The following is an 11,650-nucleotide window of genomic DNA, read 5'->3' as shown; positions in this document are numbered from 1 at the left end:
ATCGAGTTTAGGTGAAGGCTTCGAAAGCAGTGCATCGCTTTCCTGGCGCCAAAGAGAGCAAAGAACGAGCGGAAATCGCTGAAAATTTCATATCAAGAAACGACTACGCACGATTTGAAATCGCGAGAATTCTGTGAGAAACTTCCGCGCGCTGCCGTTACGGCACTAAATTACAGCCACAACCCGCCTTAAAAAGGAGACAAGCATGTCGGCAAATCCCGAGAACCTGTTCGGCTCGGCCGCGAACGATCCGGATGCGCAGGAAACGCGTGAATGGATGGACGCTCTTTCGGCGGTCATCGAGAGCGAGGGCCCTGAACGCGCTCATTTCCTGCTCGAACAATTGCTTGAGCATGCCCGCCAAAGCAGCATCGACAAACCGTTTTCGGCCAACACTGCCTACGTCAACACGATCGAGCCTGATCAGGAAGAGCGCTCTCCCGGCAATCTCGAAATCGAAGAGCGGTTGCGTTCGTACATGCGCTGGAACGCAATGGCGATGGTGGTCAAGGCCAATCGCCACCACCCACCCGAGGGCGGGGACTTGGGCGGTCACATTGGCTCTTTTGCTTCGCTCGCATCGATGTTCGGCGCCGGCTTCAATCACTTCTGGCACGCCGAGAGCGAAAACCATGGCGGTGACTGCCTCTACATCCAGGGCCACGTTTCGCCAGGCATCTACGCTCGCGCCTACCTCGAAGGCCGTCTGACGGAAGAGCAACTCCTCAATTTCCGCCAGGAAGTCGACGGCAAGGGCCTGTCGAGCTACCCGCACCCGAAGCTGATGCCCGAGTTCTGGCAGTTCCCCACGGTGTCGATGGGTCTCGGCCCCTTGATGGCCATCTACCAGGCCCGCTTCCTCAAATACCTGCACGCGCGCGGCATCGCCAATACCGAAAACCGCAAGGTCTGGGTGTTCTGCGGCGACGGCGAAATGGACGAGGTCGAATCCCTCGGCGCGATCAGCCTCGCTGCACGAGAGAATCTCGACAACCTGGTCTTCGTCATCAACTGCAACCTGCAGCGCCTGGACGGTCCGGTGCGCGGAAACGGCAAGATCATCCAGGAACTTGAAGGCGAATTCCGCGGTTCTGGCTGGAACGTGATCAAGCTGATCTGGGGCAGCAGCTGGGATCCGCTGCTGGCGCGGGACAAGGACGGCGCCCTGCGCAAGATCATGATGGAAACGAACGACGGCGATTACCAGTCGTTCAAGGCCAACGACGGCGCCTACGTGCGCAAGCACTTCTTCGGCCGCGATCCCCGCACGCTGGAGATGGTCTCCAAGATGAGCGACGACGAGATCTGGAACCTGCGCCGCGGTGGCCACGATTCGCAGAAGGTCTATGCGGCTTTCCATGCCGCGGTCCAGCACAAGGGCCAGCCGACGGTGCTGTTGATCAAGACCGTCAAGGGCTTCGGCATGGGCAAGATCGGCGAGGGCAAGAATACCGTCCACCAGACGAAGAAGCTCGGCGATGAAGACATCAAGGCCTTCCGCGACCGCTTCAACATCCCGATCCCGGACAGCCAGATCGCCGATCTCCCGTTCTACAAGCCCGCCGACGACACGCCCGAAATGAAGTACCTGCACGAACGCCGCAAGGCGCTCGGCGGCTACCTGCCGCATCGCCGGGTCAAGGCTGACGAGAGCTTCACGGTGCCGGCGCTCGAAACCTTCAAGGCCGTGCTCGAACCGACCGCCGAAGGCCGCGAGATCTCGACGACGCAAGCCTACGTTCGCTTCCTGACGCAACTGCTGCGCGACCAGGCGCTCGGTCCGCGCGTGGTGCCGATCCTGGTCGACGAGGCCCGTACCTTCGGCATGGAAGGCCTGTTCCGCCAGATCGGCATCTACAACCCCGCGGGGCAGCAGTACACGCCGGTCGACAAGGACCAGGTCATGTACTACCGCGAAGACAAGGCCGGCCAGATCCTGCAGGAAGGCATCAACGAAGCGGGCGGCATGTCGAGCTGGATCGCAGCGGCCACGTCATACAGCACGAACAACCGCATCATGGTGCCGTTCTATGTGTATTACTCGATGTTCGGCTTCCAGCGGATCGGCGACCTGGCCTGGGCGGCTGGCGACATGCAGGCTCGCGGATTCCTGCTGGGCGGAACGTCCGGACGCACCACGCTGAACGGCGAAGGCCTGCAGCACGAGGACGGCCACAGCCACATCCTGGCAAACACCATCCCGAACTGCGTGAGCTACGACCCGACCTTCGGGCACGAGGTCGGCGTGATCCTGCATCACGGCCTCAAGCGCATGGTCGAGAAGCAGGACAACGTCTACTACTACATCACGCTGCTGAACGAGAACTACCCGATGCCCGGCCTTCAGCCCGGCACCGAAGAGCAGATCATCAAGGGCATGTACCTGTGCAAGCAGGGGCCGTCGCTCAAGGCCAAGTCGCCGACGGTGCAACTGCTGGGCAGCGGCACCATCCTGCGCGAAAGCATCGCCGCGCAAGAACTGCTGGAAAAGGACTGGGGCGTGAGCGCCTCCGTCTGGAGTTGCCCGAGCTTCAACGAACTCACGCGCGATGGCCAGGAAGTGGAGCGCTGGAACCTGCTGCATCCGACAGAGAAGGCACGCGTTCCGTTCGTCGAGCAGCAGCTTTCTGCGAGCACCGGACCGGTGGTCGCGTCCACCGACTACATGAAGGCGTATGCCGAGCAGATCCGTCCCTTCATTCCGAAGGGCCGCAACTACAAGGTGCTCGGCACCGACGGCTTCGGCCGCAGCGACTTCCGCGCCAAGCTCCGCGAGCACTTCGAGGTGAATCGCCACTTCATCGCGGTTGCGGCGCTGAAGGCGCTGGCCGAAGATGGTGCCGTTCCAGCTCAGAAGGTGGCAGACGCGATCAAGAAGTACGGAATCAACGCCGACAAGATCAACCCGCTCTACGCATAAAACATCAACGAACAACCTACTGCGCCCCAGGGCGGGAGACACTTATATGGCTACAGTGGAAGTCAAGGTGCCGGACATCGGCGATTTCGATGAAGTCGCAGTGATCGAGGTGCTGGTGAAGGCCGGCGACACGGTGAAAGCCGAGCAATCGCTGATCACCGTGGAGTCGGACAAGGCATCAATGGAAATTCCGTCGAGCCAGGCCGGCGTCGTGAAGGAACTCAAGGTCGAAGTCGGCAGCAAGGTCAAGGAAGGGTCGGTCGTGCTGGTGCTTGAAAGCACTGGCGCGGCAGGCGATGCACCCGCTCCCGCCGCGGCGCCTGCGGCTGCAGCGTCCACTGCTGCGGCGCCGGCTGCACCATCACCATCACCATCACCATCACCGGCAGCGGCCGGCGCTTCAGGCCCCATCGAAGTCAAGGTTCCCGACATCGGCGATTTCAAGGATGTCGCGGTGATCGAAGTGCTGGCAAAGCCCGGTGACACCATCAAGGAAGAGCAGTCGCTCATCACCGTCGAGTCCGACAAGGCATCGATGGAGATTCCGTCGTCGGCGGCCGGCGTCCTCAAGGAACTCAAGGTCAAGGTCGGCGACAAGGTCAATATCGGCGACCTGATCGCAGTGATCGAGGGCTCCGCAGCTGGCGGAGCCGCACCTGCATCCGCTGCTGCGGCACCGTCGCCGGCTCCCGCTCAGGCCCAGGCCGCTGCTGCGCCTTCGTCCGCCAGCGTCCCGGCGACGGCTCCAACGGCCGCCCCTGCCGCTCACGATCCGACGGTCGCGCCCAGTGGCAAGCTTCCGCACGCTTCTCCTTCGGTGCGCAAGTTCGCGCGCGAACTCGGCGTGCCGCTCGAAGAGGTCAAAGGCAGTGGCCCCAAAGGGCGCATCACGCAGGAAGACGTCCAGAACTTCACCAAGGCCGTGATGAGCGGCGCCGCCAGCACCAAGGCCGCAGGCGCGAAGGCGCCCGCAGCGGGCGGTGGCGAAGCACTGGGCCTGCTGCCCTGGCCGAAGGTCGACTTCACGAAGTTCGGCACGGTCGAGCGCAAGGATCTGTCGCGCATCAAGAAGATCAGCGGTGCCAACCTGCATCGCAACTGGGTGATGATTCCGCACGTCACCAACAACGACGAAGCCGACATTACCGAACTCGAAGCCTTCCGCGTTTCCACCAACAAGGAAAACGAGAAGTCGGGCGTCAAGGTGACGATGCTCGCTTTCGTGATCAAGGCCGTGGTCTCGGCGCTCAAGAAGTTTCCCGAATTCAACACCAGTCTGGATGGCGACCAGCTCGTCTACAAGCAGTACTTCCACATCGGCTTCGCGGCAGACACGCCGAACGGGCTCGTGGTGCCGGTGCTCAAGGACGCGGACAAGAAGGGCGTTCTCCAGATCAGCCAGGAAATGGGCGAGCTTGCCAAGAAGGCGCGCGACGGCAAGCTGGGCTCCGCCGACATGCAAGGCGGGTGTTTCTCCATCAGCTCGCTCGGCGGCATCGGCGGGACGAACTTCACGCCGATCATCAATGCGCCTGAAGTGGCAATCCTCGGTCTTTCCAAGAGTTCGATGAAGCCGGTTTGGGACGGCAAGCAGTTCGTGCCGCGCCTGACCTTGCCGCTGTCGCTGTCTTACGACCATCGCGTGATCGATGGCGCCCTGGCTGCCCGGTTCAACGCCTACCTGGGCCAGGTGCTTGCCGACTTCCGCCGGGTGCTGCTATGAGCGGCTTCGTCGGGGCGGCGCGGCGTGAGCCTCTATGACCACGGTCGTGGCCGTCCGCAAGGGCGGTCAGGTCGTGATGGCTGCCGATGCGCTCGTGACCTTCGGCGATACGCGCCTGTCGTACCGCGCCGAAGAGAACCGCAAGCTGTTCATGGTCAACGATGCCGGCGGCCAGAGTATCTTTGCGCTGGCCGGCGCCGCAGCGCATTTCCTGGTGCTGCAGCACGCATTGGCGGCGCAGCCGGTGGAGGCGCTTCGGTTTGGCAGCAAGGACGAGATCTTTCGCACCTTCACGCTTTTGCATCCGGTGCTGAAGGACGCGTTCTTCCTGCAGACGAAGGAAGACGAGCATGAGCCCTACGAATCGAGCCAGTTCACCATGCTGCTGGCCAATGCAAGCGGCATCTACGGCATCTACAGCTACCGCGAAGTCTTCGAGTTCAAGCAGTTCTGGAGCATCGGCTCCGGCCGCAGCTTCGCATTGGGCGCGATGCACGCCGCCTATGACAAGGCGCGTTCCGCGCGCGATGTTGCCGAGGCCGGCGTGGCTGCGGCCTGTGAATTCGACCGCAACTCGGCCGGACCGGTCGACGTTCTCACACTCAAACTGAAGGTGTCCAAATGAGCGAAGTACAAGTCAAAGTGCCGGACATCGGCGATTTCGCGGAAGTCGCCGTGATCGAAGTCCTGGTGAAGCCGGGCGACACGATCAAGGCCGAGCAGTCGCTGATCACCGTCGAATCGGACAAGGCCTCGATGGAGATTCCTTCGTCGCACGCCGGCGTGGTCAAGGCGCTGGCCGTGAAGGTGGGAGACAAGGTCAGCGAAGGGTCGGTGGTGCTGACGATGGACGCTGCCGATGGCGCAGCTGCCGCTCCGGCGCCTGCGCCCGCGCCCGCGCCCGGGGCATCCGCCACACCAGCCGCAGCATCCGCACCCCAACAGCCCGCCCCCGGCCCCACCGCGCCGGCGAAGGCGCCTGCAGTGGCGTCGACCTACTCGGGCTCAGTGGACGTCGAATGCGACCTGCTCGTTCTCGGCGCCGGTCCCGGCGGCTACTCCGCCGCATTCCGCGCCGCGGACCTCGGGCTCAAAGTCGTGCTGGTGGAGCGCTACGCGACGCTGGGCGGCGTTTGCCTCAACGTGGGCTGCATTCCATCGAAGGCGCTGCTCCACGTCGCCGCGGTGATCGACGAGGTCAAGCATTTCGCCGACCTGGGCGTGAGCTACGGCGATCCCAAGATTGACCGGAGCAAGCTGCTCGGCCGCAAGAACAAGGTGGTCGGCAGGCTCACCGGCGGTCTCGCCGCGATGGCGAAGATGCGCAAGGTGACGACAGTGCGCGGCATCGGCGAATTCGTCGACCCGTACCACGTCAAGGTGCAGGAAACCACCGGCGACGGCAAGGACGCAACGGGCAAGTCGCAGACGGTCAAGTTCCGCCACTGCGTCATCGCCGCGGGTTCGCAGGCGGTGCATTTGCCCTTTATGCCGAAAGATCCGCGCGTCGTCGATTCGACCGGCGCGCTCGAACTCGGCGTCGAACCCAAGCGGATGCTCATTCTCGGCGGCGGCATCATCGGCCTCGAAATGGGCTCGGTGTATTCCACCTTGGGCGCCCGGCTCGACGTCGTCGAGATGCTCGATGGCTTGATGCAAGGTGCGGACCGCGACCTGGTCAAGGTCTGGCAAAAGCTGAATGCCCCGCGCTTCGACAACATCATGCTGAAGACGAAGACCGTGGGCGCCGAGGCAACGAAGGAGGGAATCCGGGTCACTTTCGAAGGCGAGCAGGCGCCCAAGGAACCGCAGCTCTATGACCTGGTGCTTCAGGCCGTGGGCCGAAGCCCCAACGGCAAGAAGATCGGCGCCGAAAAGGCGGGCGTCGCTGTGAGCGATCGCGGCTTCATCCCGGTCGATGTGCAGATGCGTACCAACGTACCGCACATCTTCGCGGTCGGCGACATCGTCGGCCAGCCGATGCTGGAGCACAAGGCGGTGCATGAGGCGCATGTTGCCGCCGAGGTCATCGCGGGCGAGCAAAAGGGCGATCACGAGCTTTCCAGCGCTGCGTTCAACGCGCGCGTGATCCCGAGCGTGGCCTACACCGATCCGGAAGTGGCGTGGGTCGGGTTGACAGAGGACCAGGCGAAGGCGGAAGGCGTGAAGATCCAGAAGGGGTTGTTCCCGTGGACGGCCTCGGGCCGCGCCATCGCCAAYGGGCGCGACGAGGGCTTCACGAAGCTGCTCTTTGAAGCGGAATCGCATCGCATCGTCGGCGGCGGCATCGTCGGAACCCACGCTGGCGACATGATCGGGGAGATTGCGCTGGCCATCGAAATGGGCGCGGACGCGATCGACATCGGCAAGACGATCCACCCGCACCCGACGCTGGGCGAAAGCATCGGGCTTGCGGCGGAGGCTGCGCACGGCAGTTGCACGGATTTGCCGCCGGTGAAACGCTAGCGCACGACGGCCATAAAAAAATCCCGCGAGCAGCGGGATTTTTTTGGCGGTCGGGTGGCGACCGGCCGGTGGTGATCAGTCGCCGGAGGTCTTGGTGTCGTCCTGGGCTGCGAGAACGCGACGGGCGCCGCTGAAGCGGCGTTGCCAATAACTTCCGCTCATGTCTTCCACGCGAACCTGGGCGCCAGGCTTTGGGGAATGGATGAACTTGCCTTCGCCGACATAGATGCCGACGTGGCTGAAGGCGCGGCGCATGGTCTTGAAGAACACGAGATCGCCCGGCTTCAGTTCGCTACGGTCGATTTTCTGGGTGGCGGCAGCTTGCTCTTCGGCACGGCGGGGAAGCAGATGGCCCACGGTCTGGGTGTACATCGCGCGGACGAAGCCGCTGCAGTCAAAACCGGTTTCGGCCGTGTTGCCGCCTCGCCGGTAGGGAACGCCCAGGAATCCGATGGCCGTCACCACGAGGTCGGAAGTGCGATCGACAACGGTCTGGCGGACCTGATGGAATTGGCCGAGAAATGTCTTATCGACTGTTTTGTCGAAGAGCTGCGGATCCGAATTTTCGTCAACCCGTTCAAGTTGCGGCGCGGCATGAGCGGCGAAGGCAATCAAGAGGCTGGCGGTGAGGAGGATAAATCGCATGGCGCGTAGGATATGGACGACACACCGCAGTGTCAATTTCAGGCAGGTTCGGGATTGTGCCTGTAACTCCTTGTCGTTTAACGATTTTCTTCTTCCTCTCACATCAGAAAATGTAAAGGTTTCGATTATTTTGAATAAGGGCTTTAACAAATGTAATGCGAAAGGTTTTCAAATGCAGGCTGAATGGCCAAACGTTTGCAGAGATCACGTCTTCGAAGGAGTGCCATGAATTCCCCATTGACAAGGATTTGCGCACGCGTCTGTTACGCGATTTTTTTTACATTCATTGCTGGCGGCCTGGCCGCCGCAGCGCCCCGGTCGGAGGTTATTGCTTCCGGTCTCGAGAACCCTTGGGGCGTCACGTTTCTGCCGGGCGGGCGCTTTCTTGTCACGGAGCGGCCGGGGCGGCTTCGCGTCGTCGGCGCGGACGGCAAGCTCGGCGTCCCGGTTGCAGGTCTTCCGCCGATCGCGACCGGCGGCCAGGGCGGGTTGCTCGACGTTCTGGCGGACTCGGGCTTCGACGGGAACCGCACGGTCTATTTCTGCTTTTCGGAGCCTGAGGGTGCCGGAAGCGCGAACAGCACCGCGCTCGCGCGCGCCGAACTGTCCGCGGATGGCAGCCGGCTGGACAACCTGAAGATCATCTTCAGCCAGCGGCCGAAGGTGGCAAGCCGCAACCACTTCGGCTGCCGCATCGTCGAGGCGAAGGACGGCAATCTCTTTCTCACGCTGGGGGAGCGCTTCAGCCGCAAGGAAGAGGCGCAAAAGCTCGACAACCACCTGGGCAAGATCGTCCGCATCGGCAAGGACGGCTCGGTGCCAAAGGACAACCCTTTTGTCGGCAAGCCGGGCGCCTTGCCTGAAATCTGGAGCTACGGGCATCGCAATGGCCAGGGCGCGACGCTAGCGCCGGACGGCACGCTATGGATGCACGAGCACGGCCCGCAAGGCGGCGACGAGATCAACATCCCGCTGCCGGGGCGCAACTATGGGTGGCCGGTCATCACCTACGGCGAGAACTACGGGGGCGGCAAGATTGGCGAGGGCATCACGCACAAGGAAGGCATGGAGCAGCCGCTCCATTACTGGGTTCCGTCGATTGCGCCGTCGGGCATGGCCTTTCTGACGAGCGATCGCTATGGTCCCGAATGGAAGGGCAATCTATTCGTGGGGTCGCTCAAGTTCGGCTACCTCGACCGGATCGAACTCAAGAACGGCAAGGTGGCCGCCGAGCACAAGCTGCTCGAAGAAGGCCGCGCGCGCATACGCGACGTGAAGCAGGGGCCCGACGGATGGCTCTACATCCTCACTGACGAGTCGAATGGCAAGCTGATGCGGCTGCTGCCGAACTGAATCGACGTGCGCGGAGCCGGACTCACGGAAGACAGACGGGTAAGTCGAGCTTCGGCAGGATGTCGTGCCAGAGGCGCCGCCATTCGGGCCAATCGTGCCCGCCCGGCGTCAGGAAGACATGGTCGTCGGGGAGCATGGCCGCCAACAATCGGTCGCTGAAGGCAAAGCGGTCGTCGACGCCGAAGCCCAGGTAGAGCTTCGGCAACTCTGTTGTGCCGGATAGCCCGGATGTCGCGGACGTCGCGGATGGCTCCATGTTCTTGCGACTGCCGCCGTAGCGCTGCAGCCAGCGCCAAAGCCGCTGCTCACCCTTGTCGCCCGGAAGCATCTCCGTCGGCGGCTGCCATCGCGAGAGGCCGCCTGCATTCGCGATGTCGATGCTGGTGGTGCGCTCACCCAGATACGGCGCGAGCGCGACGATGCCCGTGATGTCACCTGGATGCGCGGCCGCGTAAGCCAGGCCGCCGAAGCCTCCGACAGAAATGCCGACCACCCAGATGGACGTGTAGCCTTGCGCGCGGGCAGGCGAAAACACATCGTCTCGCAGGTGATCGAGGATGCTCATGTCGTATCGGTAGTAGGCGACATTGGCGTCTACACGCATGATGTCGACCGCGAGCTTGCGCTCCTGGACTGCCGCGACAAAGCCTTCGCGCACGAACTCGTCGGGCGTGGAAAAAGCGCCCGGCAGCATCACCAGAAGTGTGCGGGCATCGGGCGTGCATGAACTCTTGTCGAGCACGGTCTTCACCGGCGCTTCGGGCGATTGCCAGAACAAACCGCATCCGGCGAGCGCCAGCGCGATGCAACTGGTGATGATCCAGCGCAAAAAGGCAAGGGGCCGGGGGCGCGTCATTCGGGGCGGGGAGCGGGCAGGTCCACCATCACCGGTTGCCCGGGTGTCGTGCACCCGGTGTCGCAGCATCGACCAGGCTGGCGATTGCGCGTAATGGCGCGCTGCGGATCGTGCGGCGCCGCCGCGGCCAAGCCGTCCGCCGCAACGCCGCGCTCCAGGATGCGTTCGACCAGTTCCACCTTCGATCCGACCGGATAGTTGCGGTAGATCTCCTGCTTCATCGCCGCCGGGGAGCCGCCGCCGTGCAGGCTGATGGTGCTGTACCAGCCACTCTGGTAGCCGGCGGTCAGGTCTTCGATGAAACGGGCGGTTTCGATGCGCTGTTCGTACGGAATGTCAGGATTTGCACGCAGCACTTCGGACAGCCGCGCGGCGGTTTCGGGGTTGTGATCCTCGTCGGGGCCGGGCAGGGCGACGATCAGCCCGCCGCTCACATAGTGCGCAATGCGGTGCATGTCGTAGATCTTGGTTGCCAGCAGCAGCTTGCCGATGTTGCTGAAGACCGGGTCCGGCATGAAGACCTCGCAATGCGCGTCGGCCTTGCCATACACGCTCGCAGCGACGCCGCAGGCGAAGAAGCTTTCGGTGATGGTGATGAGTTCCACCATCTGCTCGCGCAAGTGCGTCTCGCGGCCGGGATCGAAGCCATTCGCCTCGCACATCAGCGCGCCCGCGCCGATCAGCAGATCGCCGAAGCCTGCGCGCGCGCCGATGCAACTGTGGCGATGGTGCGTGGCATAGCTGTAGGTGAGGTGGCTGCTGTGCTCCCACTCGCCGGCGAAGAAGACGCTGTCCCATGGGACGAACACGCGGTCGAACATGCAGACGCCGGTGCTTTGCCCGTACTTGCGGCTGAAGAGGGCATCGCCGTGCTCGAGCTTCTCGCCGGGCCTGCCTGCGGGCCGCGCGACGATGGTGAGGCCGGGCGCGTCGAGCGGCACGGCGCAGCAGACCGCGAAGTCGGCGTCTTCCTTGCCCATGTTGCGGCACGGCATGACGAGCAACTCATGCACATAAGGCGCGCCAGTGACGATCGCCTTCGTGCCGGAGATGACGATGCCGCGCACGCCGTCGCGAACGGCGTTGCGCTCGACCACGTGCACGTAGCTATCGGCATTGGCCTGTTCGTGGGGGCGCTTGCTGCGGTCGCCTTTGGCGTCGGTCATCGCCACGCCGAGCGTCAGGTCCTGATCCTGGATGCGATGGAGATATTCGGTGAATCGCGCCATGTGCTCGGTCGTGCCGCGCGCGTCGTCGATGCGAGCCGATACCTGCGCAATGGCGTTGAGCGCATCGTGCGTCAGGTAGCGCTGCGCGCATCCGGTTTCCTGGCACACGAGCCTGACGGCCTCCAGCTTGTTGAGCAGGTCGCCCGAACTGGTGTCGATGTGTGAGAGCCGGTTGACCCGCTTGCCGCTGGTGTGCTGCACCGCGGTCATGAGCGGCGCGTATTGTTCCTTGAGCGCGTAGTCGTAAGTCAGTGCAATCGCATTGATGCCTGGCTGGAAAGCCTGCTCATCCGCCACGCTCTCGACCCGGCGACCATCGACGAAGACAGTGGGGCGGTAGCGGCGGAGAGATTCGCGATAGTCCTGGCCGGACATCAGCGCGACGGCCGAAAGCGGAGCGTTCATCGTCTCATCCTTGTCTGGGTGCTTGCGCGCCGGTGTTTTTAGCATCAACCCGA

At 63.2% G+C, this 11,650-nt stretch carries 8 protein-coding genes; 5 read left to right on the top strand and 3 right to left on the bottom strand.

From position 1 onward, the window contains the following. The first annotated feature begins 205 nt into the window (after positions 1-205). From aceE to lpdA, 4 genes are read left to right on the top strand one after another with little or no spacing between them, the layout of a single operon-like run. Positions 206-2,920: a pyruvate dehydrogenase (acetyl-transferring), homodimeric type gene (aceE, locus tag AC1DSF_RS24800; protein WP_478128266.1), complete on the top strand. Its 2,715-nt coding sequence runs from the start codon at positions 206-208 to the stop codon at positions 2,918-2,920. 46 nt (positions 2,921-2,966) lie between these two features. After that, positions 2,967-4,643 (top strand): dihydrolipoyllysine-residue acetyltransferase, encoded by a 1,677-nt coding sequence (gene aceF / locus AC1DSF_RS24795; RefSeq protein ID WP_478183623.1) that lies wholly within the window; start codon positions 2,967-2,969, stop codon positions 4,641-4,643. Positions 4,644-4,677: 34 nt separating this feature from the next. Further along, positions 4,678-5,268, top strand: coding sequence for an MFS transporter (locus tag AC1DSF_RS24790; protein ID WP_478128264.1), 591 nt, complete (start codon positions 4,678-4,680; stop codon positions 5,266-5,268). Beyond that, on the top strand, positions 5,265-7,109 hold the full coding sequence (gene lpdA, locus AC1DSF_RS24785; RefSeq protein ID WP_478128263.1) for a dihydrolipoyl dehydrogenase: 1,845 nt from the start codon (positions 5,265-5,267) through the stop codon (positions 7,107-7,109). Before AC1DSF_RS24790 ends, lpdA begins: the two co-directional genes overlap by 4 nt. Positions 7,110-7,184: 75 nt before the next feature. On the opposite strand, the gene AC1DSF_RS24780 is transcribed toward lpdA, so the two are convergent. After that, positions 7,185-7,754, bottom strand: coding sequence for a C40 family peptidase (locus AC1DSF_RS24780; RefSeq protein ID WP_478128325.1), 570 nt, complete (start codon positions 7,752-7,754; stop codon positions 7,185-7,187). A 225-nt stretch (positions 7,755-7,979) separates the two neighbouring features. On the opposite strand from AC1DSF_RS24780, the gene AC1DSF_RS24775 reads away from it, so the two are divergent. After that, complete coding sequence (locus tag AC1DSF_RS24775; RefSeq protein WP_478183622.1) at positions 7,980-9,107, top strand: PQQ-dependent sugar dehydrogenase; 1,128 nt, start codon at positions 7,980-7,982, stop codon at positions 9,105-9,107. Between the two features lie 22 nt (positions 9,108-9,129). On the opposite strand, the gene AC1DSF_RS24770 is transcribed toward AC1DSF_RS24775, so the two are convergent. Beyond that, on the bottom strand, positions 9,130-9,963 hold the full coding sequence (locus tag AC1DSF_RS24770; RefSeq protein WP_478128261.1) for an alpha/beta hydrolase: 834 nt from the start codon (positions 9,961-9,963) through the stop codon (positions 9,130-9,132). Then, on the bottom strand, positions 9,960-11,597 hold the full coding sequence (locus AC1DSF_RS24765) for a 4-hydroxyphenylacetate 3-hydroxylase family protein (RefSeq protein ID WP_478183621.1): 1,638 nt from the start codon (positions 11,595-11,597) through the stop codon (positions 9,960-9,962). The genes AC1DSF_RS24770 and AC1DSF_RS24765 overlap by 4 nt, the downstream gene beginning before the upstream one ends. Positions 11,598-11,650 lie beyond the last annotated feature (53 nt).

Source organism: Variovorax sp. 01N429 (genome assembly GCF_056399425.1).
The sequence above is the reverse complement of the archived record's forward strand: the minus strand, read 5'-3'. Positions and strand labels throughout refer to the sequence as shown.

Bases quoted from the DNA above. Each gene is read 5' to 3' on its own strand.
- aceE (WP_478128266.1), top strand. From the start codon at position 206: ATGTCGGCAAATCCCGAGAACCTGTTCGGCTCGGCCGCGAACGATCCG.
- aceF (WP_478183623.1), top strand. From the start codon at position 2,967: ATGGCTACAGTGGAAGTCAAGGTGCCGGACATCGGCGATTTCGATGAA.
- AC1DSF_RS24790 (WP_478128264.1), top strand. From the start codon at position 4,678: ATGACCACGGTCGTGGCCGTCCGCAAGGGCGGTCAGGTCGTGATGGCT.
- AC1DSF_RS24780 (WP_478128325.1), bottom strand. From the start codon at position 7,754: ATGCGATTTATCCTCCTCACCGCCAGCCTCTTGATTGCCTTCGCCGCT.
- AC1DSF_RS24775 (WP_478183622.1), top strand. From the start codon at position 7,980: ATGAATTCCCCATTGACAAGGATTTGCGCACGCGTCTGTTACGCGATT.
- AC1DSF_RS24770 (WP_478128261.1), bottom strand. From the start codon at position 9,963: ATGACGCGCCCCCGGCCCCTTGCCTTTTTGCGCTGGATCATCACCAGT.
- AC1DSF_RS24765 (WP_478183621.1), bottom strand. From the start codon at position 11,597: ATGAACGCTCCGCTTTCGGCCGTCGCGCTGATGTCCGGCCAGGACTAT.